Annotated in this window: 21 protein-coding genes; 8 read left to right on the forward strand and 13 right to left on the reverse strand. The window is 70.6% G+C overall.

Going from position 1 to position 24873, the window contains the following annotated elements; translation table 11 throughout:
• Positions 1-11 precede the first annotated feature (11 nt).
• From MA875_RS06290 to MA875_RS06300, 3 genes are read right to left on the reverse strand one after another with little or no spacing between them, the layout of a single operon-like run.
• Positions 12-917, reverse strand: a complete 906-nt coding sequence (locus MA875_RS06290; RefSeq protein ID WP_248241125.1) for an ADP-dependent NAD(P)H-hydrate dehydratase — start codon at positions 915-917, stop codon at positions 12-14.
• 41 nt (positions 918-958) lie between these two features.
• Positions 959-2008, reverse strand: coding sequence for a hemolysin family protein (locus MA875_RS06295; protein ID WP_248241127.1), 1050 nt, complete (start codon positions 2006-2008; stop codon positions 959-961).
• Positions 2005-3330, reverse strand: a complete 1326-nt coding sequence (locus tag MA875_RS06300; RefSeq protein ID WP_248241129.1) for a hemolysin family protein — start codon at positions 3328-3330, stop codon at positions 2005-2007. The genes MA875_RS06295 and MA875_RS06300 overlap by 4 nt, the downstream gene beginning before the upstream one ends.
• A 234-nt stretch (positions 3331-3564) precedes the next feature.
• Here MA875_RS06300 and MA875_RS06305 point away from each other — a divergent pair, with 234 nt between their 5' ends.
• On the forward strand, positions 3565-5058 hold the full coding sequence (locus tag MA875_RS06305) for an aldehyde dehydrogenase family protein (RefSeq protein WP_248241130.1): 1494 nt from the start codon (positions 3565-3567) through the stop codon (positions 5056-5058).
• 34 nt (positions 5059-5092) lie between these two features.
• Here MA875_RS06305 and guaB1 read toward each other — a convergent pair whose 3' ends face one another.
• Positions 5093-6550: a GMP reductase gene (guaB1, locus tag MA875_RS06310; RefSeq protein ID WP_248241132.1), complete on the reverse strand. Its 1458-nt coding sequence runs from the start codon at positions 6548-6550 to the stop codon at positions 5093-5095.
• 175 nt (positions 6551-6725) lie between these two features.
• On the opposite strand from guaB1, the gene MA875_RS06315 reads away from it, so the two are divergent.
• Positions 6726-10493, forward strand: a complete 3768-nt coding sequence (locus tag MA875_RS06315) for a multifunctional oxoglutarate decarboxylase/oxoglutarate dehydrogenase thiamine pyrophosphate-binding subunit/dihydrolipoyllysine-residue succinyltransferase subunit (protein ID WP_248241134.1) — start codon at positions 6726-6728, stop codon at positions 10491-10493.
• A 128-nt stretch (positions 10494-10621) separates the two neighbouring features.
• Here the strand turns inward: MA875_RS06315 and MA875_RS06320 are convergent, their stop codons facing one another.
• Together MA875_RS06320 and MA875_RS06325 are read right to left on the reverse strand one after the other, a co-directional pair.
• A complete protein-coding gene (locus MA875_RS06320; protein WP_124292770.1) occupies positions 10622-10864 on the reverse strand; it encodes a zf-HC2 domain-containing protein in 243 nt (80 codons plus the stop codon).
• Complete coding sequence (locus MA875_RS06325) at positions 10861-11529, reverse strand: sigma-70 family RNA polymerase sigma factor (protein WP_282448730.1); 669 nt, start codon at positions 11527-11529, stop codon at positions 10861-10863. Before MA875_RS06325 ends, MA875_RS06320 begins: the two co-directional genes overlap by 4 nt.
• A gap of 37 nt (positions 11530-11566) precedes the next feature.
• Between MA875_RS06325 and aroA the strand changes: the two genes are divergently transcribed.
• The 3 genes from aroA to bcp are packed head-to-tail and all read left to right on the forward strand — an operon-like array spanning position 11567 to position 14476.
• A complete protein-coding gene (gene aroA / locus MA875_RS06330) occupies positions 11567-12910 on the forward strand; it encodes a 3-phosphoshikimate 1-carboxyvinyltransferase (RefSeq protein WP_248241136.1) in 1344 nt (447 codons plus the stop codon).
• Between the two features lie 7 nt (positions 12911-12917).
• Positions 12918-14009, forward strand: a complete 1092-nt coding sequence (rsgA, locus tag MA875_RS06335; protein WP_248241138.1) for a ribosome small subunit-dependent GTPase A — start codon at positions 12918-12920, stop codon at positions 14007-14009.
• The gene (bcp, locus tag MA875_RS06340; protein ID WP_248241140.1) at positions 14006-14476 is read left to right on the forward strand and encodes a thioredoxin-dependent thiol peroxidase; all 471 of its coding nucleotides are present in this window, start codon (positions 14006-14008) and stop codon (positions 14474-14476) included. The genes rsgA and bcp overlap by 4 nt, the downstream gene beginning before the upstream one ends.
• A gap of 12 nt (positions 14477-14488) precedes the next feature.
• Here bcp and MA875_RS06345 read toward each other — a convergent pair whose 3' ends face one another.
• Complete coding sequence (locus MA875_RS06345) at positions 14489-14896, reverse strand: histidine kinase (protein WP_248241142.1); 408 nt, start codon at positions 14894-14896, stop codon at positions 14489-14491.
• Between the two features lie 209 nt (positions 14897-15105).
• Here MA875_RS06345 and MA875_RS06350 point away from each other — a divergent pair, with 209 nt between their 5' ends.
• Complete coding sequence (locus tag MA875_RS06350) at positions 15106-15354, forward strand: WhiB family transcriptional regulator (protein ID WP_124292764.1); 249 nt, start codon at positions 15106-15108, stop codon at positions 15352-15354.
• Between the two features lie 142 nt (positions 15355-15496).
• On the opposite strand, the gene MA875_RS06355 is transcribed toward MA875_RS06350, so the two are convergent.
• From MA875_RS06355 to MA875_RS06365, 3 genes are read right to left on the reverse strand one after another with little or no spacing between them, the layout of a single operon-like run.
• The gene (locus MA875_RS06355; RefSeq protein WP_248241144.1) at positions 15497-16981 is read right to left on the reverse strand and encodes a sensor histidine kinase; all 1485 of its coding nucleotides are present in this window, start codon (positions 16979-16981) and stop codon (positions 15497-15499) included.
• Positions 16982-17023: 42 nt separating this feature from the next.
• Positions 17024-18409, reverse strand: coding sequence for a CpaE/TadZ family protein (locus MA875_RS06360; RefSeq protein WP_248241145.1), 1386 nt, complete (start codon positions 18407-18409; stop codon positions 17024-17026).
• Positions 18406-19044, reverse strand: a complete 639-nt coding sequence (locus MA875_RS06365) for a flagella basal body P-ring formation protein FlgA (protein WP_248241147.1) — start codon at positions 19042-19044, stop codon at positions 18406-18408. The genes MA875_RS06360 and MA875_RS06365 overlap by 4 nt, the downstream gene beginning before the upstream one ends.
• 115 nt (positions 19045-19159) lie before the next feature.
• On the opposite strand from MA875_RS06365, the gene MA875_RS06370 reads away from it, so the two are divergent.
• Positions 19160-19441, forward strand: coding sequence for a helix-turn-helix domain-containing protein (locus MA875_RS06370; RefSeq protein WP_248241149.1), 282 nt, complete (start codon positions 19160-19162; stop codon positions 19439-19441).
• Between the two features lie 11 nt (positions 19442-19452).
• On the opposite strand, the gene MA875_RS06375 is transcribed toward MA875_RS06370, so the two are convergent.
• Positions 19453-20058, reverse strand: a complete 606-nt coding sequence (locus MA875_RS06375; RefSeq protein WP_248241152.1) for a hypothetical protein — start codon at positions 20056-20058, stop codon at positions 19453-19455.
• A gap of 128 nt (positions 20059-20186) precedes the next feature.
• On the opposite strand from MA875_RS06375, the gene MA875_RS06380 reads away from it, so the two are divergent.
• The gene (locus MA875_RS06380; RefSeq protein WP_248241154.1) at positions 20187-20627 is read left to right on the forward strand and encodes an Rv3235 family protein; all 441 of its coding nucleotides are present in this window, start codon (positions 20187-20189) and stop codon (positions 20625-20627) included.
• 13 nt (positions 20628-20640) lie between these two features.
• On the opposite strand, the gene MA875_RS06385 is transcribed toward MA875_RS06380, so the two are convergent.
• Positions 20641-21867, reverse strand: a complete 1227-nt coding sequence (locus tag MA875_RS06385) for a pyridoxal phosphate-dependent aminotransferase (protein WP_248241156.1) — start codon at positions 21865-21867, stop codon at positions 20641-20643.
• Positions 21868-21949: 82 nt separating this feature from the next.
• Positions 21950-24766 (reverse strand): preprotein translocase subunit SecA, encoded by a 2817-nt coding sequence (secA, locus tag MA875_RS06390; protein ID WP_248241158.1) that lies wholly within the window; start codon positions 24764-24766, stop codon positions 21950-21952.
• Between the last annotated feature and the right edge of the window lie 107 nt (positions 24767-24873).

Genomic DNA, 24873 nt, shown 5'->3' on the forward strand with positions numbered 1-24873 from the left:
GCCGATCCCGGTCAGCCCGAGAGCACCTCGGCGACCACGGCGGGTAGGGCCTCGGCCACATCCAGTGCCGTCACCGGGCCGCCGTTCGTCGCGCCGCCGGCCGCACGGGATGCGGCGCGGACGCCGGCGCGCTGGTGGAGCCACACCGCCGCGGCAGCGCGCCGGGCCCAGGGCTCGAGACCGCCGTCCGACGACTGCCGAGCGCTCGCGTGCACCCCTGCCCGCTCCTCCCGGGCCGCGGCGCCCGCGACCACCGCGGCGAGAACCCCGGCGAGCACGTCGCCGGTTCCGGCGGTGGCGAGCCAGCCCGTCCCGTCCTGGGTCACCACGACGCGGAAACCGCCCGGTTCGGCGACGACCGTCCGGGCACCCTTCACCACGACGACCGCGCCGGTGCGGCGCGCGGTCTCCGCCGCCGCGTCGAGGCGCCGGTCGCCCGCATCGGGGCCGAGGGGGGCGAGCCCGATCGCCTCGCGCACCCGGTCGTGCTCCCGGTCGTGGGGTGTCAGGATCCGCACCCCGCCCTCGCGCGACCCGTCGGCGACCAGATCGAGCGCGCCGGCGTCGACGACGACCGGCTCGGGGCGGGAGAGGATGCCGCGCAGCGCCGACACCTCGCCCGGCGGCCGCGCCGCGGCATCCGTTCCCGACCCGATCAGCCAGGCCTGCACCCGCCCGCCCGAGGTCACCGTCTCGGGACGGCGGTGCAGCACGAGCCCGGTGGGTCGGTCGGGACCGAGATAGCGGACCATGCCGACGCCCGTGCGCCACGCCGCCTCGACGCCCAGCACCGCCGCTCCGGGGTACTGCTCCGAGCCGGTGCGGATCCCGACGACGCCTCGCCGGTACTTATCGTCGGTGTCGGTGGGGGCGCGCAGCTCGGCCGCCGTCTCGGTCGGACCCCAGGGGACGCTCATCCCGTCACCCTACCCAGGCCTCCTCTTCCCTCGAAGGGCCGTCAGCGACGACGCCGGGTGGCGTCCTGCACCTCGCCGACGAGCTCTTCGATGACGTCCTCGAGGAAGAGCACCGCGGTGATCGTGCCCCGCTGATCGCGCACCTGGGCCAGGTGACGTCCGTCGCGGCGCATGAGCGCGAGAGCGTCCTCGAGATCGGTGGTCTCCTGCACGGGCACCATGTGGTGGATGCGCTTGGCCGGGATCGGGGTGTCCATCGCGGCATCGGGCCCCTCGGCCACCCGCAGGATGTCCTTGAGGTGCACGTAGCCCACCGGCGTGCCGTCGGCGCCGACGATGACGTACCGCGAGAAGCCGTGCCGTGCCACGGCCCGCTCGATGTCGCCGGGGGTCGTGGTCTCGGGGAGGGTCACGAGGTCGGCGAGCGGCACGGCGATGTCCTTCGCCTGCTTGTCGGTGAACTCCATCACCGCCGCCACCGTCCCCGCGGAGTCATCCAGCACCCCCTCGATGCGGGACTGGTTGACGATCGTGGCGACCTCCTCGAGCGTGAAGGTGGAGGCGGCCTCGTCCTTGGGCTCGACCCGGAAGAGCCGAACGATGTGGTTGGCGATCCAGTTGAGCGTGAAGATCACCGGGTGGAAGACCTTCGACACCCACACCAGCGGGGCGGCGAGCATCAGCACGGCACGATCGGGCACCGAGAACGCCAGGTTCTTCGGCACCATCTCGCCGAAGACGACGTGGAGGTACGACACCAGCACGAGCGCGATGGCGAAGGCGATCGCATCGACCAGGCCGGCGGGCAGTCCGGTGAGGGCCAGCGGCTCTTCGAGCAGGTGGTGGATGGCCGGCTCGGAGACGTTCAGGATCAGCAGCGAGCAGATCGTGATGCCCAGCTGCGACGTGGCGAGCATGAGGGTCGCGTGCTCCATCGCGTACAGCGCGGTGCGCGCGGCGCGGACGCCCTTCTCGGCGAGCGGCTCGATCTGCGAGCGCCGCGCCGAGATCACCGCGAATTCGGCGCCGACGAAGAAGGCGTTGCCGAGCAGCAGCACGACGAGCCAGGCGATCCCCGCCCAATCGTTCATCGGTCCTCACCCCCGGCCTCGGCGCGGGCGGCGACGACCGCGGGCGTGAAGCGCACTCGGTCGACGCGGCGGCCGTCCATCCGCTGCACCTCCAGGGCACCGTCCTCGATGCTCACGGTGTCGCCGACGGCGGGGATGCGCTCCAGGACGCTCATGATGAATCCGCCCACGGTGTCGTACACGTCTCCCTCAGGGATGCGGATTCCGGTGCGGTCGCGCACCTCGTCGGGCCGGAGTTCGCCGGGGAAGCTCACGTAGCCGCTCCCGCGCACGATTCCGGCGCGCCGCCGGTCGTGCTCGTCGAGCACCTCGCCGACGATCTCCTCCACGAGGTCTTCGAGGGTCACCACCCCCGCCGTGCCGCCGTACTCGTCCACGACGACGGCCATCTGGTACCCACGGGCGCGCAGCTCCGACACCAGGGCGTCGAGGTGCACGGCCTCCGGCACCCGCAGGACCTCGCTCGCGAGCGCTGCCGCCGGCACGTCCGCGCGACGATCCCTCGGCACGCCGATCGCGGCCTTGAGGTGGACGATCCCGGTGATGTCGTCCATCGACTCCCCGGTCACCGGGAAGCGCGAGTGGCCCGTCCGCCGCGCCAGCTGGATCACATCGTCGGCGCTGTCGGATGAGGACAGGGCATGGATGCTGGGGCGCGGGGTCATCACATCGGCGGCCGTCAGCCGGGCGAAGTTCAGACTGCGGTCGAGAAGACTGGCGGTGTCCTTCTCCAGCACACCCGCGCTGGCCGAACGCCGCACCAGGCTCGAGAGCTCCTCGGCCGTGCGCGCACCGGACAGTTCCTCCTTGGGCTCGATGCCGAGGGCCCGCAGCACGGCGTTGGCACTGCCGTTGAGGAGACGGATCGCGGGACGGAAGACGGTGGTGAAGGCCACCTGGAACGGCATGACCAGCTTGGCGGTCTGACGTGGGACGGCGAGGGCGAAGTTCTTCGGGACGAGCTCGCCGATGATCATGGAGAACACCGTCGCGATCGAGACGCCCACGATGGCCGAGAGCGGAACGACGAGGCCCTCGGGCCAGCCCCAGCCGAGCAGGACGGGGCGCAGCAGGTTCGAGATCGCCGGCTCCATCGTGTAGCCGGTGAGGAGCGTGGTCAGGGTGATCCCCAACTGCGCGCTCGAGAGGTGCGTCGAGGTGATCCGCAGCGCGCTGATCGTCGGCGACAGTCGCGACTCCCCCGCCTCGCGGCGGGCCTCGAGGTCGGCACGGTCGAGATTGACCAGAGCGAACTCGCTCGCGACGAACAGTCCGGTGCCGACGGTCAGCAGCAGCCCCACGCCCAACATGACGTAATCCATCACGCGTCACCCCCGATCAGCGCGAGGGCAGGGCGGTGGGGCGAGGGTCTACAACTGGGAGGGTCGTCCATCTCGCCGAGAAGTCTACGGCAGGACGCCCGGGGAAGCGGCGGCTCGGCTGCCGATGAGTGGGAACCATCCGCCGCGGCGGCGGGCCATGGACGTAGTCTTCCTCCGACGCATTCACGCGAATCCATCCGTGGACCCCGTCCACCGACCGACGAAGGAACAACGATGTCGACCGTCACCGATTCCACCACGACCACGACCCTGATCGATCCCGACGTCTTCGCGGGGCTCATCCACATCGACGGCGCCTGGGTGCCCGGGGAAGGCGGTCAGATCGCGTCGGTCGAGCCGGCGACCGGCGAGACCCTCGCCATGGTCGGGATGGCCGGCCCCGCCGATGTCGCGAAAGCCGCCGAGGGAGCCGCGCGCGCGCAGCGGGAGTGGGCGGCGACTCCGCACCCCGTGCGGGCCGGCGTGCTGCGCAAGGCGGCGCAGCTGTGGGAGCAGCACGCCGAGGAGATCATGGGCTGGAACGTCCGCGAGGTCGGGGCCATCCCCCCGCTCGCCGGCTTCGCGCTGCACGTCACGGCCGCCGAGTGCTACGAGGCCGCGTCGCTCCCGTCGGCGCCGCTCGGCTCGATCCTCGCGAGCGAGGAGCCCCGTCTGTCGCTGGCGCAGCAGGTGCCCGTGGGCGTCGTGGGCGTCATCTCGCCGTTCAACGTTCCGCTGATCCTCGGCATCCGCGCCGTCGCGCCGGCGCTCGCTCTGGGAAACGCCGTGCTGCTCAAGCCCGACCCCCGCACGGTCATCACCGGCGGGGTCAGCATGGTGCGCATCTTCGAGGAGGCGGGCCTTCCCAAGGGGCTGCTGCAGCTGGTGCCCGGCGGTGCGGACGTGGGAGAGGCGATGGTCGCCGACCCCCGCGTGCGCGTCGTGGCCTTCACCGGCTCGACCCGCGCCGGCCGTGCCGTGGGCGAACTCGCCGGTCGCCACCTCACCAGGGCCCATCTCGAACTCGGCGGCAACTCCGCGTTCGTCATCCGTCACGACGCCGATGTGGATCAGGCCGTCAACCTCGCCACGTGGGGCGCGTTCCTCCACCAGGGCCAGATTTGCATGACGGTCGGGCGCCACATCGTGCACGAGTCGCTCTTCGACGCGTACGTCGAGAAGCTCGCCGCCAAGGCCGAGTCGATGGTGGTCGGCGACCCGGCCGCGGGTCAGGTGCACCTCGGCCCCCTCATCGACGAGGTGCAGCGCGACCGCGTCCACACGCTCGTCCAGGACGCCGTGGCCCAGGGGGCGCGGCTTGCCGCGGGTGGCACCTATGAGGACCTCTTCTATCGTCCGACCGTGCTCGCGAACCCGCCGAAGGATGCCGCCGCCTATTGCGACGAGGTCTTCGGCCCGGTCGCCTCGGTGGTGTCGTTCTCGACCGACGATGAGGCGGTCGCGCTCGCCGCCGACACCGAGTACGGCCTCTCGCTCGGCATCGTCACCGCCGACGCGATGGCGGGATGGGAGATGGCCCAGCGCATCCCGTCGGGGATCGTGCACGTGAACGATCAGACCGTCAATGACGAGGCCAACGCCCCGTTCGGCGGCGTGGGGGCCTCGGGCACCGGTTCGCGCCACGGCGGCGCGCAGGCCAACATCGACGCGTTCACCGAAACCCGCTGGATCACGATGCGACGCGAGCCCGGTCAGTACCCGCTCTGACCGGCGACACCCGCCGGCAGGTCACCTGACGGCATCACCAGCTGACAGGGAGGGCCTTGCCCTCCTCGTAACCGGCGGCGGACTGCAGGCCGACGCGGGCGCGCTCGTGGAACTGCGCCACGGTGTGCGCGCCCGCGTAGGTGAACGACGACCGCACGCCCGAGGTGATCATGTCCAAGAGATCCTCGAGCCCGGGGCGGAGGGGGTCGAGGTAGATCTTGGATGACGAGATCCCCTCGGCGAAGAGCTCCTTGCGAGCCCGCTCGTAGGGATCGAGGCGGCCGAAGCGCTCCTGCACGGCTTTGGTCGAAGCCATGCCCCACGACTCCTTGTACGCCCGCCCCGCGTCATCCCTCAGGAGCTCCCCCGGAGCTTCGATGGTGCCTGCGAACCACGAGCCGATCATGACGGATGCCGCGCCTGCGGCCAGGGCCAGAGCGACGTCCCTGGGGTAGCGCACGCCGCCGTCCGCCCACACGTGCGCACCGCGGGCCCGCGCGGCCTCCGCGGTCTCGAGGACGGCGGAGAACTGGGGGCGCCCCACGGCCGTCATCATCCGCGTGGTGCACATCGCGCCGGGGCCGACGCCGACCTTGAGGATCGTCGCGCCCGCGTCGACGAGGTCGGCGACCCCGTCGGCGGTGACGATGTTCCCCGCCACGATCGGGACGCCGAGGCCCTCGGCCGACACCGCGCGCAGGGCCCTGAGCATGCCGTCCTGGTGTCCGTGCGCGGTGTCGACGACGAGGACGTCCACACCGGCGCCCACGAGCGCACGGGCCTTGGCCGCCACATCCCCGTTGATGCCCACCGCCGCGGCGACGGCGAGACGCCCCGAGTCGTCGACGGCGGGGCGGTAGAGAGTCGTCCGCAGGGCGCTGCGCCGAGAGAGCGTGCCGATGACGAAGCCGTGGTGCAGCACGCAGACCGTCTCTGCGTCGGCGGCGACGATCAGGTCGAATGCGTGGCGGGCGTCGTCGACGTCGTCCGCGTCGATGGATGCGGCGTGCCCGCGGGCGAGGTCGCCCAGGCGCGCGTCGGGGAGGGCGGAGCCCAGCCGGCGTGCCGGCACCACACCGAGGACGTCGTCGATGTGCACGCGCCCCGCCGGAGCGTCGCTGACGACGATGCCGTGCCCCTCGGTCGCCGGAAGGAGTCGAGCGGCATCGGCGACAGTGGCTGAGGACGGGAGCACGAGCGGCGTGTCCCACGGCACCGGCTGCGCCTTGACCCAGCGGATGGCGGCGTCCATCTCCTGCAGCGGCAGATCCTGCGGCAGGACGCCCAGGCCGCCGCGACGGGCCAGGGTCGCCGCCAGGCGCGCACCCGTCACCGAGTTCATGTTGGCCGACACCAGGGGAAGCGTCGCGGGCGTTCCGTCGGCCGGGGCGAGGTCGACGTCCAGGCGACTGGTGATCGCCGAATGGCGGGGCACCAGGAACACGTCCGAGTAGGTGAGGTCGACCTGCGGGTTCGCGCCGTAGAACTCCATTGCACCGATCCTAGAGACCTTTTCCCCCGGAAAAGAGGGCGATTCTTGCCATCCCGCCCGGCGCAAGCCCGGAAACGGCGCGCACAGACTGGGTTAGTCTTAACAACCGTGCGTGCGGGCCGTATCGAGACCTGCGCGGCGGACGAATTTCGGCGATGAAAGCAGGCGATCGAGCGTGTCGAGCCAGGTGACCGGCGTCGGGGTGTCGAGCGAGGGAGAGTTCGGGGCCAACGAATGGCTGGTCGACGAACTGTACGAGCAGTACAAGGTCGACAAGAACTCCGTGGACAAGGAGTGGTGGCCGATCCTCGAGGCCTATCACCCCGTCGAGGTCGACGGGGAAGGCGCGGGTGACACCGGCGCCGCCGCAAGCGACGCGGCACCGGCGAAGGACGCGGCGCCCCCGGCATCCGATGCGCCCGCCGCATCCGACGCTCCGGCCGCGTCCCCCGCGAACGATGCCCACCCGATCACCGCACCGGTGCCCGTGATCGGAGCCCAGCCCGTCGCGCGGACGACGGCGAAGCCCGCCGCCCCGCAGCCGATTCCGGCGCAGGCTCCGAAGGTCACGCCCTCAGCGGCGCAGGAGCAGACCGATGAGGACAAGGTCACCGTCCTCAAGGGCATGACGAAGACCCTCGCGGCCAACATGGACCAGTCGCTGACCGTTCCCACGGCCACGAGCGTGCGGACGGTTCCCGCGAAGCTGATGATCGACAACCGCATCGTCATCAACAACCACATGTCGCGTACCCGCGGCGGGAAGATCAGCTTCACCCACCTCATCGGCTGGGCGATGATCCAGGCGCTGAAGGAGTTCCCGAGCCAGAACGTCTTCTACGCCGAGGTCGACGGCAAGCCCTCGGTGGTCGCCCCCGCGCACATCAACCTCGGCATCGCCATCGACCTGCCCAAGCCCGACGGAACCCGGTCGCTCCTGGTGCCCAGCATCAAGCGCGCCGAGACCCTGACCTTCAGCGAGTACCTCGCCTCGTACGAGGATCTGGTCACCCGGGCGCGGGGCAACAAGCTCACCGCGGCCGACTTCCAGGGCACGACGATCTCCCTGACCAACCCGGGCGGCATCGGCACGGTCCACTCCGTGCCGCGCCTGATGAAGGGCCAGGGCTGCATCGTCGGCGCCGGCGCGCTGGACTACCCGGCCGAGTTCCAGGGAGCGAGCGAGAAGACGCTCAACGAGATGGCGATCGGCAAGACGATCACCCTCACCAGCACCTACGACCACCGCGTCATCCAGGGCGCAGGTTCGGGCGAGTTCCTGAAGATCATCCACGAGCTGCTGATCGGCAAGCGCGGCTTCTACGACGACATCTTCGCGGCGCTCCGCATCCCCTACGCGCCCATCCACTGGGCCAGCGACATCAACGTCGACGTCGCCGAGCGCGTCGACAAGACCGCCCGCGTGCAGGAGCTCATCAACTCCTTCCGCGTGCGCGGGCACCTGATGGCCGACATCGACCCGCTCGAGTACGTCCAGCGCACCCACCCCGACCTCGAGATCGAGCAGCACGGGCTGACCTTCTGGGACCTCGACCGCGAGTTCGTCACCGGCGGCTTCGGCGGCAAGCGCCTGATGAAGCTCCGCGAGATCCTCGGCGTGCTGCGCGACTCGTACTGCCGCACGATCGGCCTGGAGTACATGCACATCCAGGACCCCGCGCAGCGGCTGTGGTTCCAGCAGAACGTCGAGGTGAAGTACACCAAGCCCACCCACGACGAGCAGCTGCGGATCCTGTCGAAGCTGAACCAGGCCGAGGCCTTCGAGACGTTCCTGCAGACCAAGTACGTCGGTCAGAAGCGCTTCAGCCTCGAGGGTGGCGAGTCGCTCATCCCGCTGCTCGACGAGGTGCTGCAGGGCGCCGCGCAGGCGGGCCTCGACGGCGCGGCGATCGGCATGGCGCACCGCGGGCGCCTGAACGTGCTGACCAACATCGGCGGCAAGACCTACGGACAGGTCTTCCGCGAGTTCGAGGGCTCGGTCGCCGTGGGCGCCAAGCGCGGCTCGGGCGATGTGAAGTACCACCTCGGCACCGAGGGCACCTTCATCGCCGACGACGGCAGCGAGCTGCCCGTGTACCTGGCCGCCAACCCGTCCCACCTCGAGACCGTCGACGGTGTGCTCGAGGGCATCGTCCGCGCCCGACAGGACCGGAAGCCCGTCGGCACGTTCTCCTGGTTGCCGGTGCTCATCCACGGCGACGCGGCCTTCGCCGGCCAGGGCGTCGTCGTCGAGACGCTGCAGATGTCGCAGCTGCGCGGATACCGCACGGGCGGCACCGTGCACATCGTGGTCAACAACCAGGTCGGCTTCACCACGATGCCCACCGACGCCCGCACCTCGGTGTACGCCACGGATGTCGCCAAGACCATTCAGGCGCCGATCTTCCACGTCAACGGCGACGACCCCGAGGCCGTCGTCCGGGTCGCCCAGCTCGCCTTCGCCTATCGCGAGAAGTTCCACCGCGACGTCGTGATCGACCTCGTCTGCTACCGCCGGCGCGGCCACAACGAGGGCGACGACCCGTCGATGACGCAGCCGCTCATGACGAACCTCATCGAAGCCAAGCGCTCCGTGCGACGCCTCTACACCGAGGCCCTCGTCGGACGAGGCGACATCACCGAGGAAGAGTACGAGCAGGCCAAGCGCGACTTCCAGAATCGCCTCGAGATCGCCTTCGCCGAGACGCACGCCGCAGAGACCGGGTCCTCCCCGACCGTCGGTCCCGATGCGGATGACGCGGGGGCGACCCCTGCGGGCGAGCTGGACACCACGGGTGTCTCGCGCGACATGGTGCACCTCATCGGCGACGCCTTCGTCAACAAGCCCGAGGGCTTCACCGTGCACGGCAAGCTCCAGCAGCTGCTGGACAAGCGCCTGGACATGAGCCGCAACGGCAACATCGACTGGGGCTTCGCGGAACTCCTCGCGTTCGGCTCGCTCCTGGTCGAGGGCACCTCGGTGCGCCTCGCGGGTCAGGACTCGCGCCGCGGCACGTTCGTGCAGCGGCACTCGGTGCTGCACGACCGGCAGAACGGCCAGGAGTGGATCCCGCTGGCGAATCTCGCCGAAAACCAGGGCCGCTTCTGGGTGTACGACTCCCTCCTGAGCGAGTACGCCGCCATGGCCTTCGAGTACGGGTACTCCGTCGAGCGCTCCGACGCGCTGGTGCTCTGGGAGGCGCAGTTCGGCGACTTCGCCAACGGCGCGCAGTCTGTCATCGACGAGTTCATCTCGTCGGCCGAGCAGAAGTGGGGGCAGCAGTCCAGCGTGACGCTCCTCCTCCCCCACGGGTACGAGGGCCAGGGGCCCGACCACTCCTCGGCGCGGATCGAGCGCTACCTGCAGATGTGCGCGCAGGACAACATGATCGTCGCCCGCCCGTCGACGCCCGCGTCGTACTTCCATCTGCTGCGCCGTCAGGCCTACGCCCGCCCGCGCCGCCCCCTGATCGTCTTCACCCCGAAGGCGATGCTGCGGCTGCGGGGAGCGACGAGCAAGGTCGAGGACTTCCTCACGGGTCGCTTCGAGCCGGTGCTCGACGATGACCGCGGTATCGACGCCTCGAAGGTGGAGCGTGTGCTGCTGCACTCGGGCAAGCTGCACTGGGACCTGCGCGCGGAGCTCGACAAGAAGCCCGACCCCCGCATCGCGCTGGTGCGCCTGGAGCAGTTCTACCCGTCCCCCGTCGGGGCGCTGCACCGCGTGCTCGCGAACTACCCCGGCGCCGACCTCGTGTGGGTCCAGGACGAGCCCGAGAACCAGGGCGCATGGCCGTTCATCGCCCTGGAGCTGAGCAAGCACCTCGACGGACGCGATGTCGAACTGATCTCCCGTCCTGCCATGGCGTCGACCGCGACCGGGTCGCCGAAGGTGCACGCCGCCGAGCAGGCGGAGATCATGCGGGCGGCCCTCAGCTTCTGAGTCTCCTGGCAGACGCAACGGCGGGGACGGCGCACGACGCGCCGTCCCCGCTGTCGTCTCCGTCGGCGTGTCACGGCGGATCCCCGCCGTTGCGCACGGACGGGCGGTCCGTCAGACCGGGAGGTGCGTCAGTGGGTGGCCTGCACGGCGCGCAGGCGCGCGAGGATCTGATCGCGCAGCTCTTCGGGCGCCGTCTCCTTGCACGCACGGGCCACGACCTCGGTGAGCGTGCGCGCGACGAGCGCCTCGTCGCGGCATCCGGGACAGTTGTCCAGGTGCTCGGTGATGTCGTTGTGCTCGGTCTTGCACACCTCGTTGCGGAGGTACTCCTCGAGGTCGCGCCGGGCCTTCTCGCAGCCGCAGTCCGTCATTTCTTCACTCCCGTGGCGGCGGTGTCGATGCCGCGCTCTCTCGCGTAATCGGCCAGCAGGTCACGCAGCATCCGCCTGCCTCGGTGCAGACGGCTCATGACCGTGCCGATGGGGGTTTTCATGATGTCGGCGATCTCCTGGTAGGCGAAGCCCTCGACGTCGGCGAGGTACACCGCCAGCCGGAAATCCTCGGGGATCGCCTGCAGGGCGTCCTTGACCACCGACGCCGGCATGTGATCGATTGCTTCGGCCTCGGCCGAGCGGGTGCTGATCGCCGTCGTGGATTCGGCGCCGCCGAGCTGCCAGTCCTCCAGCTCGTCGATCGCCCCTTGGAAGGGCTCGCGCTGCTTCTTCCGGTAGGTGTTGATGTAGGTGTTGGTGAGGATCCGGTAGAGCCACGCCTTCAGGTTCGTGCCCTGGGTGAAGCTCTTCCACGACGCGAACGCCTTGACGAACGTCTCCTGGACGAGGTCGGCGGCGTCGGCCGGATTGCGCGTCATCCGCATCGCCGCGGCGTACAGCTGGTCCATGAACGGCAGCGCCTGCTGCTCGAACTGCGTACGCGTGTCCTCGACGGAGGCTGGCTGGTCAGACATCACGCGCCAGTCTACGGCGGCGATCTCCTCGACGACCTGTGCGTCGGGCCGTTCGAGCGTGGCGATCATCCCGGCTCCTCTCGGTGGTTCGTTAGGGTAGAACCCGATGACACCGCCCGGGTATTCCCCCGACTCCGACGTCCGCGCGTGGGCTGCCCCGACGGCGGAGGGTCCGTTGCGCGCCGTCGTGACCGTCCCGGGGTCGAAATCCCTCACCAACCGCGAGCTCGTCCTCGCCGCCCTGGCCGACGGCCCGAGCCGGCTGACCGCGCCCCTGCACAGCGACGACTCGGCCCGCATGATCGATGCGCTGCGGGTGCTCGGCGTCTCGGTCGAGGCCGAGCCCGGTGAGGGCGATTTCGGCGACGATCTCCTCATCACCCCGACCTGGCCCCTGCACGGCGGCGGCGCGGTCGACTGCGGTCAGGCCGGGACCGTCATGCGCTTCATCAGCCCCGTCGCCGGCTTCGCCGACAACGACGTCGAGGTCACCGCCCACGAGACGGCGCTGCACCGCCCCATGGGCGCGATGATCCGGGCGCTCCGCGACGTCGGGGTCGACATCGACGACGCCGGCCACTGGTCGCTCCCCTTCCTCGTGCGCGGCCGCGGGCACGTCCGCGGCGGCGAGGTGACGATGGACGCCAGCGCCTCGAGCCAGTTCGTCTCCGGGCTGCTCCTGGCCGCTCCCCGCTTCGACGTGGGTCTGCACCTGATCCACTCCGGCGGCCGGCTTCCGAGCATCCCGCACATCGACATGACCGTGGAAGCCCTCGCGCGCCGCGGCGTCCACGTCGAACGCCCCGCGCCCGGCGAGTGGGTCGTGCCCGCAGGTCCGATCCGGGCGAAGGATGTCGCGATCGAGCCCGATCTCTCCAATGCCGCCCCGTTCCTGGCCGCGGCGATGATCGCGGGCGGGTCGGTCTCGGTGACCGGCTGGCCGCTGCACTCCACCCAGCCGGGCGCCATGCTGAGCGACATCCTCTCCCTGATGGGTGCCCGGGTGGTCCGCCGCGGAGGTGCGCTGACCGTCACCGCCGGCGACGCGATCGCCGGCGTCGACCTCGACCTGTCCGCGGCGGGCGAGCTGACCCCGACCCTGTTCGCCCTCGCCGCGTTCGCCGACGCCCCGACGACCCTTTACGGCATCGGACACATCCGCGGGCACGAGACCGACCGCATCGCGGCGCTGGTGGAGAACCTCCGCGAGCTCGGCGGTGAGGCGCACGAACTCGACGACGGCATCCGCATCGTTCCCCGGCCGCTGCGCGGCGGACTGTGGCGCGCGCACCACGACCACCGCCTGGCGACGACCGGCGCCCTCATCGGTCTGCGCGTCGCCGGGGTCGCGGTGGACGACATCGGCACGACCGCGAAGACCATGCCGCAGTTCCCGCAGCTGTGGCAGCGCATGCTCGCCGGTTCCCGCGGCGACGCCGCGGAGGGATGACCACGCCGTGAGCTGGCTGGACGACGCCGACGATGACGACGACCTCGCCTTCGACGAAGCCGACGTGCGCGTCCGGCCGAATCCGAAGGCCAACCGGCCACGCACCAAGCGCCGTCCGGCGCACGCCGACGCGCAGATCGGGCGGGTGCTCGGCGTCGACCGCGGCCGCTACGCCGTCCTCGTCGACGAGGACGGCGCCGACGAGCATGAGATCGTCGCGATGCGGGCGCGCGAGTTGCGGAAGGTCCCCATCGTCACGGGAGACCGTGCGCGCCTGGTCGGCGACACCTCCGGCGACGAGGGCACCCTCGCCCGGATCGTCGGCATCGAGGAGCGCTCCTCGCTCCTGCGTCGCAGCGCCGACGACACCGATCAGGTCGAGCGGGTCATCGTCGCCAACGCCGACCAGATGCTGGTCGTCGTCGCGGCGGCCGACCCCGAGCCGCGGGAGCGCCTGGTCGACCGCTATCTCGTGGCCGCGCTCGATGCCGGAATCCGTCCGCTCCTCGTGGTGACCAAGACGGATCTGGCCGACCCGGCGGAATTCCTCAGCCACTTCGAGGGACTCGACCTCGAGGTGTTCACCAGTGCCCGCGGCGAGATGCCCGTCGACCGCATCGGCGCGTCGCTCGCGGGCCATGCCACGGTGTTCGTCGGCCACTCCGGCGTCGGCAAGTCCACCCTGGTGAACGCGCTCGTCCCCGACGCGCGCCGAGCCACCGGTCACGTCAACGAGGTCACCGGGCGCGGGCGCCACACCTCCAGCTCCACCGTGTCGCTGCGCTACCGCGGGGAGGGGGGACCCGGCTGGGTGATCGACACCCCGGGCGTCCGCTCGTTCGGGCTCGGGCACGTCGACCCCGCGAACATCCTCCGCGCCTTCACCGAACTGGCCGAGGTGGCCGACGAGTGCCCCCGGGGGTGCACGCACCTTCCGGACGCCCCCGACTGCGCTCTGATCGAGGCCGTCGCCGAGGGGCGACTGGGCCCCACCGGCCCGGCTCGACTGGACTCCCTGCAGCGGCTCCTCGCGACCTTCGCCGATCGCGGTGATCGGACCGCACCGCGGCATCCCGTTCGTCCTAGGCTGGAGCCATGACGCGTCTGGAACCCGGAGACCTCGCCCCCGACTTCACCCTCAACGACCAGGACTCCTCGCCGGTCTCGCTCGCGGACTTCCGCGGCCGCGGCGTGGTGCTGTTCTTCTACCCCGCCGCGATGACGCCCGGATGCACCACCGAGGCGTGCGACTTCCGCGATTCGCTGGCCCCGCTCCAGGCCGCAGGATATGCCGTTCTCGGCATCTCGCGCGACGACGCCGCGACGCTGCGGCAGTTCCGCGAGCGCGACAGCCTGACCTACCCCCTGCTGAGCGACCCCGACCACTCCGTCCACGACGCCTACGGGGCGTGGGGCGAGAAGACGAACTACGGGAAGACCGTGCAGGGTGTCATCCGCTCGACGTTCGTCATCGACGAAGAGGGGCGCATCGCTCACGCTCTCTACAACGTCAAGGCCACCGGCCACGTCGCGCGGGTGCGCAGCATCCTGGGTCTGGCCGCCTGAGACGACTCCGCCTCAGGCCTCTGAACCCGCATCGTCCGCGGCATCCTCGCGGGGTGCCGACGTGCGCGTCGCCCAGATGAGGGTCGCGAGCACGACGAGCGCCGGCACCGCCAGCACGAGCGCGGAGAAGGGCTGCGCGTAGGCTCCGGTCGCGGCTCCCAGGGCGACGGCGAGGATCAGCAGCTGGGTGACGATGCCCCCCGATCGTCCCCATGACACCCGTCGCCACGTGGCCCCGGCGAACGCGAGGACGATCGCGGCACCGGCGAGGGTGAGCACGAGGAGGGCGAGCGCGGTCGAGAGAATCCCGGTGTCTCCGCCGACCAGCGCGACAACCTGCCATCCGACGAGGATCAGCAGTCCGATCCCCTCGAGAGCGAGCAGGAAACCGGCGATCCGGTGGGCGATGATGTCGCGCATGAACCTCTCTCGTTCCGGGGGGCGGAAGGAAACCTGGCCGAAACCACGACGTCGACTCTTGATTCCCTTCATATGCTATGGGACCATTGAACAAGCCGTGTGCTCCCACAGCGACGTGGGGCGAGCTTCCGCTCGCACCCCGACAGGGTATCGGCCCCGGAATCCGGGACATACCATTCCCCCACCCCTCTGCAACAAGGAGCACCACCATGGATTGGCGCGACAAGGCCGCCTGCCTCACCGTCGACCCCGAGCTGTTCTTCCCCGTCGGGAACACCGGCCCCGCCGTCGACCAGATCGAGAAGGCCAAGTCCGTCTGCGCCCGGTGCACCGTGACCGAGACCTGCCTGCAGTACGCCCTCGAGAGCGGTCAGGACTCCGGCGTCTGGGGCGGCCTGTCCGAGGATGAGCGTCGGGCCCTCAAGCGCCGCGCCGCGCGCGCCCGTCGCGCCAGCTGACCCCCGCCCCTTCGGCCCGCCGCGCACAACGGCGGGTTCGAAACACGACACCCCGTCGCATCGGGCGCCCCACCGGCGCGTCCCGCCGGATCCCCGCCGTCGTGAACGCCCGGCGGCGTGAGGCCGACCGTCGCGGGGCGCCTCAGCCCTGCATCCGCTCGATGTAGCGGAGGGGGATCTCGATGGTGACCTCCGTGCCGCTGCCGACCAGCGTGTGCCAGTCGATGGTGCCTCCGAGCTCTCCCTGGATGAGCGTCCGCACGATCTGCGTGCCCAGTCCCCGGCCGACGAGACCCTCCGGCAGGCCCACGCCGGTGTCACGGACGCGCACTTCAAGGCGCTCGTCCGTGCGATCGGCGAGGATCTCCACGTCGCCCTCCTGCCCGGCGAGGCCGTGTTCGACGGCGTTGGTGACGAGTTCGGTGAGAGCGAGTGCGAGCGGGGTCGCGTAGGCGCTCGGAAGGGTGCCGAACCGCCCGGTGGAGCGCGTCCGCGCCCGGGTGTTCGGCGCGGCCGCGACCTCGGCGACGAGCTTCAGCACGCGCGCGAAGACGTCGTCGAAGTCGACGCTCTGCGTGAGCCCCTCCGAGAGCGTGTCATGCACGACGGCGATCGCCGACACGCGCCGCATCGCCTGGGTGAGCGCTTCGCGGGCCTCCTCCGAGTGCGAGCGCCGCGCCTGGATGCGCAGCAGCGACGCGACGGTCTGCAGGTTGTTCTTCACCCGGTGGTGGATCTCGCGGATGGTCGCATCCTTGGTGATGAGCTCCTGCTCCTGGTGCCGGAGCTCGGTGACGTCGCGGCAGAGCACGATCGCGCCGATCCGGGTCCCGCGGTCGCGCAGCGGAATGGTACGCAGCGACACCGTCACCCCCTGCGCCTCGATATCGGCGCGCCACGGTGCACGGCCGGTCACCACGAGCGGCAGCGACTCGTCGAACTCGCGCCGGGTGGTGAGGATGCGGGTGGTGACCTCGACCAGCGACTCGCCCTCCAGCTCGTCGTCGAATCCCATCCGGTTGAACGCCGACAGCGCGTTCGGGCTGGCGAAGGTGACCACGCCCGCGGGGTCGATGCGGATGAGCCCGTCCGAGGCGCGCGGCGCCCCCCGGCGCGGGGCGGTGGGCGTGGACAGATCGGGGAAGTCGCCCGAGGCGATCATGCCGAACAGGTCGTCGGCGCAGTCGTTGAAGGTGATCTGCTGCCGGGACGGCGTGCGCGTCTCGCCCAGGTTGGTGTGCCGGGTGAGGACTCCCACGGTCTCGGTCACCTCGCCGGTGCGACGGACGATGGGCACGGCGCGCACGCGCGTGGGTGTCTCCTCGAACCAGTCGGGTGAGGCCGAGTCGACGATGCGCGCCGACACGAAGGCATCCCGCACCTGCGTCGCCCACTGCGGACGCACCCGGTCGCTGACGATGTCGCGGTAGAACAGCGTCGCCGCACCGCTCGGCCTCGTGTGCGCGACGGCGACGAAGGAGTCGTCGGAGGTCGGCACCCAGATCACGATGTCGGCGAAGGCGAGGTCGGCCAGGAGCTGCCCGTCGCCGGCGAGACGGTGGAGCCACTCGACATCCTCCGCCCGGGAGCGGCCCTGCGCGTACACGAGATCACTGAGTGTCGACACGGCTTCCAGCCTAGAGGCGGCGACGAAGACGGATGCTGCGCCTCAGCGCACCTCGGAGGCGGCGACCCTGCCGCGGCGGGCCGCGCGCCCCTCGCCTCCCTGAGCCTGCCGGCGATCGGGGCGTGGCGCGCGCCCCGATTCGGCAGAACCCGCGCGCCGCGCGCGCTCTCCACGGCGCGAGGCGCCGGGATGCGGCGGTGCGAGCGTCTCGCCGACGAACCGGCGGATGGCGGCGGCGAACGGCGAGCGCGGAGCCACCTCGGCGATCGGTCGCGCCGACAGCAGCGCCGCGTCCGCGGAACGGGCGTCGTAGGGCACGAACCACACGTCGCGGATCCCGGCGAACCGGTCGAGGGTGCGGCGCACCTGCCCGCGCGCGTCGATTCCCAGGGAGCCCGGGCGGAGGCGGTTCGCGAGCACCGCGACCGGGGTCGACCCGACCGTCGCGCGCAGTTCGGTGTAGCCGCGGAGGAACCGGGCGATGCCGACGGGGTCGGCCGCCGCCACCGCCACGACGCGGTCGGCGACCTCGAGCGCGGCCAGCGTCGCGGCGTTGCGCCGTGGTCCGTCGAGGTCGCTGACGATCTCCTCGTCGCGCTCGAGGGAGGCGGCGACGTCGACGACGGTGACCTCCGCCCAGGCCCGGCACGCCTCCAGCGCCGCCGTCACGCGGGAGTGCGAGAGCTCGGGCCACCGCGACGGTCGATTGATGCCGGTGAGCACGCGGACCGAGCTGCGCCCGAGCGGCGCACTGATGCGTTCAAGCTCCGCCACGGTGAGCTCGCCCCGACCCGCGTGACGACAGGCCGCAGCGAAGCCCGGTCCCTCGTCGGCGAGACCCAGGGCCAGGGCCAGGGCGGGCGCGTGGGTGTCGGCGTCCACGAGGGCGACTCGTCGCCCGCCGCGGGCGAGTTCGAGGGCGAGTTCGACCGCCACGGTGGAGCGCCCCGGCGACCCTGCGGGACCCCAGACGGCGATCACCCGCGGCGTGGGCTTTTCTCCACCCGCGCCGGGGTCGGCGGGGTCGGCGGGCGCGGCGGGCGCGGCGCGCGTCAGCTCGGCGAGGGTGAGCGTCTCGGCGATCCGCCACCCGGGGTCGGAGAGGGCCAAGGCCGAGGACAGCCCGTACGCGTCGACGAGGGGGCGGTCGGCGTCGTGGGCGCACAGTGCGAGGATCCGGACGCCGTGACGGTCGCAGAGCGCCACCGCCGCGGCGGTCAGAGTCCGTCGATCGGCCTGGAGGAGGACCGCCTCCACCTGTCCGAGCGCGGCCGCGGTCGTGCGTGCGTCGCTGCCGTAGGCGGCATCCTCACCGGCGAGCGCGAGCGCATCGGCGGCGACCACCGCCACCACCTCGACTCCCTCCGGCGCGAGCTCGTGAGCGATCGCTGCACCCCGCGGCTGATCCACCGCGACGAGGACCCTCATTGCGAGCCGCCGACGGCGGGTACGACCGAGAGCGCCGATTCGTCCGACATGGCCTCGAGCACGACGGCGACGTCGGCACGCGGGATCACGATCTCGAGAGCCGCCGCGCCGCCGCCGATCATCGAGTCGTCGCGCGTGACCGAGGCCACGGTGGCGTCGGCGACGAGGATGCGCGGCACGTCGTAGGTGCCCGGTTCCACCAGGGGCGCCGCCCAGACCTCGACCACCGACCCCGGCTCCACCGCCGCGGGGACATCGACCGAACTGCGCAGGACGACGGTGGTGGTACGGACGGCCTCGCTGGACTCGATGGCACTGCGGGGAACGAGCTCGTCGGAAGCGATGGTGCGCGTGGCCACCATTCCCTCGGTCAGCGATGTCCGCCACGAAGCCGGATCCAGATAGGCGTCCTCGAGGGCGCCCAGGGCGACCTCCTCGACGCGCACGTCCTCGGCCGAGACGACCTCGCCCGAGACGATCGTGCGCGCGGCGACGAAGACGGGCACCGTCTGCCGCGCGGAGGACACGACGAACCAGACGCCGGCGACGGAGGCGACGATGAGGAGGATGCCGAGGAGGAAACGCGCATCGGCCCAGAAGGCGCGATGGCGGCGGCCGGTGTCCACTGCGGTCATGGATTCATGGTCGCTCAGACGCGAAAACGTCCCCGCGCGTTATCCACAGCCGGCGTTATCCACAACGCCGCGCGGGCTCTGCCGTACGGCGGGGGGCGGGACGATAATGGGGGGCATGCCCGAATCCCCGTCTGCAGACGTGCGCATGCTCGCGCCCGCGCAGGTCGCCGAAGTGCTGGGGATCTCGGTCGACGAGGTGATCGCCCTGGTCCACGAGCGGCGCCTCCGCGGCGCCCGGGTGGGCGCTCCGGCCCGCTGGCGCGTGGAGGAGCAGAGCGTCGCCGAGTACCTCGACGACCAGGCCGAAGAGGCGCGTCGCATCGCCCTGTGGCACCAGTCCCAGGAGGCCAGCTTCCCCGAGCTGTGGGGAACGGGCTTCGTCCGCAACCCCGACTGATCCCGGCAGCGTCAGAGGACGCTCAGCCCGTCCTCGGCCCGCACCCATGCCAGAGCGGCGAAGGGCACCATCCGGTACCCCGTCACCTCCCCCGTCCGTCGCGGCGAGCCGGGGTCGTGCAGGGCGATGTCGAGGTGGTCGGCTCCGGCTCGGTCGATCGTCCCGGTCATCCCCCGTCCGGATGCCAGCTGCAGCGCCACTGCTGCGCGGCGGCGCACCAGATCACGGATGACGAAGCCGAACGTCATGCGACTCGACAGCCCGGAGCCTGCCCCGGCGTCCGGGCGGGCCGTGCGCAGGAGGTCGGGTTGGGTCATCCTGATCCCGACGATCGCCGTGAACGGGACGAGCGTGACCCCGGCCCGTGGGCGGGTGTCGCGAAGCGCCACCCAGTCGGCGCCGACGCCGACCGGTGCGGCGGTGACCGTCGAGCCGTCCGTCAGCTCCCACGACACGGCATCCTCGCCCGCCGGCGCCGGGAGGGCCGCAATGCGCTGACGCATCTCGAGGCGGGAGAGCCGCAGCCGCTCGGCCTCGGTGTCCAGGGCGGCGCGCTCGGCCTCCCACTCGGAGGCGAGCTGGTCTTCGAGGTCGTCGAAGAAGCGGTCCCATCTCACCCCGTGAGAGTAGAGCAGAACGTGAGGACTCGATGAGAACTTATCCCCAGGGCCCATCCGGGCTCTTTCTGGGAGTTGTCCGTGTGTTCTACTTTCGGCAACCGATGTCCTGACGAGATTGGCGAGAGATGGCACCGACGCCGCCGGCACCGGCCCGTGCACCCAAACCACCCACGGGTGCGCGAGAGCTTTCGGAGTACTTCGCGCCTCAGCGCACCTCCACCGAGGCCCTGCCCGATCCGCAGGTGTTCATCGAGAACCTCACCCGCGGGGTGCTGGAGGTCTTCGCCGGAGTGCGCGAGGTCGAGCAGCTCGCGCGCTGGCTGACCGAGGACGCCTACCGGAAGCTGCTGACCCGGGCGAACCTCGCGGCCCGTGCGCGCAGCGCCCGCGGGGTGCCCGCCAAGCGGCCCGTGCACCAGATCCTCACGATCCGCCACTCCTCCCCCGCCGACGGCATCATCGAGGGGGTCGTCGTGGTCGCCGGCCCGGCGCGCACCCGCGCGGTCGCGGTGCGCCTGGAGGGCATGGACGGCCGCTGGCGCACGACGTCGCTCGCGCTGCTCTGACTTCTCGCACCGCCTACTGGCGGTAGGACGACAGGAAGTTCCCGAGCCGCTCGATCGCTTCGCTCAGCACCCTCGCTTCGGGCAGCGTGACGATGCGGACATGATCGGGTGTCGGCCAGTTGAAGCCCGTTCCCTGCACCAGCAGAACGTGCTCGGCGACGAGGAAGTCGTAGACGAGCTTGGCATCGTCGCGGATCTCGTAGACATCGGGATCGAAGCGCGGGAAGGCGTAGAGGGCTCCCGCCGGACGCACGCACGTCACCCCGGGAATGGCCTCGAGCCCTTCCCATGCCGCATCGCGCTGTTCGTGCAGTCGCCCGGTGGGGGCGATCAGCGCATCGATTGACTGAATCCCCGAGAGGGCGGCCTGCACGGCGTGCTGGGCGGGGACGTTGGGGCAGAGCCTCGTCGAGGCGAGGAGGGTGATCCCCTCCAGGAAGCCCGCCGCGTGATCCTTCGGACCCGTGATGACGAGCCAGCCCGAACGGTACCCCGCCACGCGGTAGGTCTTGCTCAGCCCGTTGAAGGTCAGGCACAGCAGGTCGGGCGCGACGGCCGCCATCGGGATGTGCTCGGCGTCGTCGAAGACGATGCGGTCGTAGATCTCGTCGGCGAGGAGAAGCAGGGAGTGCTCGCGCGCGATGTCGGCGATCCCCTCCAGTACCTCGCGGGTGTAGACCGCGCCGGTGGGGTTGTTGGGGTTGATCACGACGATCGCCTTCGTGCGCTCGGTGATCTTGGAACGGATGTCTTCGAGGTCGGGCTGCCACCCCGCCGACTCGTCGCAGTGGTAGTGCACCGGCGTCCCGCCGCCGAGGCTCGTCATCGCGGTCCACAGCGGGTAGTCGGGCGCGGGGATGAGCACCTCGTCGCCCTCGTCGAGCAGCGACTGCATCGTCATCGTGATGAGCTCGGACACCCCGTTGCCGAGGTAGACGTCATCGGGGTCGACCTGCGGGAACCCGGGGGTCTGCTCGTATCGGTAGACCACCGCCAGCCGGGCGGACATGATGCCCCGGCTGTCGCTGTAGCCGTGGGCGTGCGGGACCGCGTCGATCATGTCGCGGACGATCTGGTACGGCGCCTCGAAGCCGAACGCCGCCGGATTGCCGGTGTTCAGCTTCAGGATGTTGTGACCCTCGGCCTCCAGACGCTGAGCCTCCACCAGTGCCTGGCCGCGGATCTCGTAGAGAACGTCGCGGAGCTTGCGCGATTGGTCGAGCGGTCGAAGGAGGGTCATCGGTTCAGGATAGCGGCGGCCGATCGGCCGCCCTCGACGGTCGGTGCCGTCCAATCGCCCGCCCGTGGACCGAGCGGGACCGTCAGCGCTTCTTGCCGGCCGCGCGGCGCTCCGCGCGGTTCTGCGGCGAGGGCTGCTGGGTCCCGGCGTCTCCCCCGGTCCGCTGTCCGAACGCCCCGCGCGGCGCTTCGGCCTGCGGCGGCTCCGCGACGGCCGTCGCCGCGGCCGCGGCCTGGCGGATGCGGTTGGTCGCCGCCTGCTGCACCTGGCCGCGCTCGTTGCGCACCTCCACCTCGCCGGCGTCGTTGGCTGCGGAGTACTGCAGCCGCTCGCCCTCGACAGGCACCGCGCCCAGGCCCTTGGCTTCGACCTCGGCGGGCTGGTCGCCCTCCCCGGCGCGACGGACCTCGACCTCCAGGTTGTAGAGGTAGCCGACCGACTCCTCCTTGATCTGGCCCATCATGGCCTGGAACATCTGGTAGCCCTCGCGCTGGTACTCGATCAGCGGATCGCGCTGCGCCATCGCGCGCAGGCCGATGCCGTCCTTGAGATAGTCCATCTCGTAGAGGTGGTCGCGCCAGCGGCGGTCGAGCACCTGCAGCACGACACGGCGCTCCAGCTCCCTCATCGCCGGGGACCCGAGCGACTCCTCGCGGTTCGCGTAGGCGATCCTCGCGTCGGAGAGCAGCTCGCGCTTGAGCACCTCAGGGGTGATCCGCCCCTTGTTGCCGGCCTCGGCCACGACCTCGTCGATCGTGACACCCACCGGGTAGAGGGTCTTCAGCTCGGTCCACAGCGCGTCGAAGTCCCAGCTCTCGGTGTGGCCCGACGAGGTGTGGTCGTCGATGACGGCGTTGATGGCGTCCTCGATGAAGTGCTGCACCCGATCGGCGATGTCGTCACCCTGGAGGATGTGACGCCGGTCGGCGTAGATCGCCTCGCGCTGGCGGTTCAGAACGTCGTCGTACTTCAGCACGTTCTTGCGGATCTCGGCGTTGCGCGCCTCGACCTGCGACTGCGCGCTCTTGATGGCGCGCGAGACCATCCCGGACTCGATGGCGACGTCGTCGGGGAAGTTCGTCCGGGCCATGATCGCCTCGGCCGCTCCCGACTGGAACAGTCGCATGAGGTCGTCGGTGAGCGACAGGTAGAACCGGCTCTCCCCCGGGTCGCCCTGTCGGCCCGATCGACCCCGCAGCTGGTTGTCGATGCGGCGCGATTCGTGGCGCTCGGTGCCCAGCACGTAGAGGCCACCGGTCTCGACGACCTTCGCCGCCTCCTCGGCGACGCGGTCGCGCACCGCCTCGTACACCGCGTCCCACTCGGCCTCGTACTCGTCGGGCGTCTCGACGGAGTCCAGGCCCTTGGCCTTCATCTCCTGCACGGCGAGGAACTCGGCGTTGCCGCCGAGCATGATGTCGGTGCCGCGGCCGGCCATGTTCGTCGCGACGGTGACGGCGCCCAAGCGCCCCGCGCGTGCCACGATCTCGGCCTCGCGCGCATGGTTCTTGGCGTTGAGCACCTCGTGCTTGACGCCCTTCTTCGCAAGGAGGCGGGAGAGGTATTCGCTCTTCTCCACGCTGACGGTTCCGACCAGCACCGGCTGACCCTTGGCGTGACGCTCGACGATGTCCTCGACGACCTGGGCGAACTTGGCCTCCTCGTTCTTGTAGACGAGGTCGGACTGGTCCTTGCGGACCATCGGCTTGTTCGTGGGGATGGGGACGACGCCGAGCTTGTAGGTCGACATGAACTCGGCCGCTTCGGTCTCCGCGGTACCGGTCATGCCCGAGAGCTTGTCGTAGAGGCGGAAGTAGTTCTGCAGGGTCACCGTGGCGAGGGTCTGGTTCTCGGCCTTGACCGGCACGCCCTCCTTGGCCTCGATGGCCTGGTGGATGCCCTCGTTGTAGCGTCGCCCGACGAGGATGCGTCCGGTGTGCTCGTCGACGATCATGACCTCGTCGTTCATGACCACGTAGTCGGTGTCGCGCTTGAACAGGGCGAGCGCCTTGATGGAGTTGTTCAGGAACGAGATGAGCGGGGTGTTCGCCGACTCGTAGAGGTTGTCGATGCCGAGGTAGTCCTCGACCTTCTCGATGCCGGGCTCGAGCACACCCACGGTGCGCTTCTTCTCGTCGATCTCGTAGTCCACGCCCGGCTCGAGCGTGCGCGCGATCTTGGCGAACTCGGTGAACCAGCGGTTGGCCTCGCCCGACGACGGTCCCGAGATGATCAGCGGCGTCCGCGCCTCATCGATGAGGATCGAGTCGACCTCGTCCACGATCGCGAAGAAGTGGCCGCGCTGGACGAGGTCCTCCTTCCGCCAGGCCATGTTGTCGCGCAGGTAGTCGAAGCCGAACTCGTTGTTCGTGCCGTAGGTGATGTCGGCGTTGTACTGCTCCCGCCGCACCTGCGGGTTCTGGCCCGAGACAATCGTTCCGGTCGTCATTCCGAGGGCGCGGAAGATGCGGCCCATCAGTTCGGACTGGTAGCTGGCGAGGAAGTCGTTGACGGTGATGACGTGCACGCCCTTGCCGGCAATGGCGTTCAGGTATGCGGGGAGGGTCGCGACGAGCGTCTTCCCCTCACCGGTCTTCATCTCCGCGATGTTGCCGAGGTGGAGGGCGGCGCCGCCCATGAGCTGCACGTCGTAGTGCCGCTGGCCGAGCGTGCGCTTCGCCGCTTCCCGGACGGCGGCGAACGCCTCGGGCAGCAGCTGGTCGAGGGTCTCGCCGGCCTCATGGCGGGCACGCAGCTCGGCGGTCTCGCCGCGCAGCTCCTCGTCGGTGAGCTGCGCGTAGTCCTCTTCGAGGGCGTTGACCGCCTTCACGATCCGCTGCAGCTGCCGCAGGATCCGGCCCTCGCCGGCGCGGAGCAGTTTCTCGAGAGGATTGGCCACGCAAATCTCCATACTGTCGGGCGAACCTCCCCATGTTATCCACCCGTGACCTTGGCGTGGGCTGGGCGCGGAGCGCGGCGGTGGAGATGTTGCCGGGTATGCATATA

The sequence above is a fragment of the Microbacterium kunmingense genome (assembly GCF_023155745.1).
Taxonomy (GTDB): Bacteria; Actinomycetota; Actinomycetes; order Actinomycetales; family Microbacteriaceae; genus Microbacterium; species Microbacterium kunmingense.

What these genes read in the sequence shown, in the direction of transcription:
- MA875_RS06290 (WP_248241125.1), bottom strand. Translation starts at nt 917, where the DNA reads ATGAGCGTCCCCTGGGGTCCGACCGAGACGGCGGCCGAGCTGCGCGCC.
- MA875_RS06295 (WP_248241127.1), bottom strand. Translation starts at nt 2,008, where the DNA reads ATGAACGATTGGGCGGGGATCGCCTGGCTCGTCGTGCTGCTGCTCGGC.
- MA875_RS06300 (WP_248241129.1), bottom strand. Translation starts at nt 3,330, where the DNA reads ATGGATTACGTCATGTTGGGCGTGGGGCTGCTGCTGACCGTCGGCACC.
- MA875_RS06305 (WP_248241130.1), top strand. Translation starts at nt 3,565, where the DNA reads ATGTCGACCGTCACCGATTCCACCACGACCACGACCCTGATCGATCCC.
- guaB1 (WP_248241132.1), bottom strand. Translation starts at nt 6,550, where the DNA reads ATGGAGTTCTACGGCGCGAACCCGCAGGTCGACCTCACCTACTCGGAC.
- MA875_RS06320 (WP_124292770.1), bottom strand. Translation starts at nt 10,864, where the DNA reads ATGACGGACTGCGGCTGCGAGAAGGCCCGGCGCGACCTCGAGGAGTAC.
- MA875_RS06325 (WP_282448730.1), bottom strand. Translation starts at nt 11,529, where the DNA reads ATGATCGCCACGCTCGAACGGCCCGACGCACAGGTCGTCGAGGAGATC.
- aroA (WP_248241136.1), top strand. Translation starts at nt 11,567, where the DNA reads ATGACACCGCCCGGGTATTCCCCCGACTCCGACGTCCGCGCGTGGGCT.
- bcp (WP_248241140.1), top strand. Translation starts at nt 14,006, where the DNA reads ATGACGCGTCTGGAACCCGGAGACCTCGCCCCCGACTTCACCCTCAAC.
- MA875_RS06345 (WP_248241142.1), bottom strand. Translation starts at nt 14,896, where the DNA reads ATGCGCGACATCATCGCCCACCGGATCGCCGGTTTCCTGCTCGCTCTC.
- MA875_RS06350 (WP_124292764.1), top strand. Translation starts at nt 15,106, where the DNA reads ATGGATTGGCGCGACAAGGCCGCCTGCCTCACCGTCGACCCCGAGCTG.
- MA875_RS06360 (WP_248241145.1), bottom strand. Translation starts at nt 18,409, where the DNA reads ATGAGGGTCCTCGTCGCGGTGGATCAGCCGCGGGGTGCAGCGATCGCT.
- MA875_RS06365 (WP_248241147.1), bottom strand. Translation starts at nt 19,044, where the DNA reads ATGACCGCAGTGGACACCGGCCGCCGCCATCGCGCCTTCTGGGCCGAT.
- MA875_RS06370 (WP_248241149.1), top strand. Translation starts at nt 19,160, where the DNA reads ATGCCCGAATCCCCGTCTGCAGACGTGCGCATGCTCGCGCCCGCGCAG.
- MA875_RS06380 (WP_248241154.1), top strand. Translation starts at nt 20,187, where the DNA reads ATGGCACCGACGCCGCCGGCACCGGCCCGTGCACCCAAACCACCCACG.
- MA875_RS06385 (WP_248241156.1), bottom strand. Translation starts at nt 21,867, where the DNA reads ATGACCCTCCTTCGACCGCTCGACCAATCGCGCAAGCTCCGCGACGTT.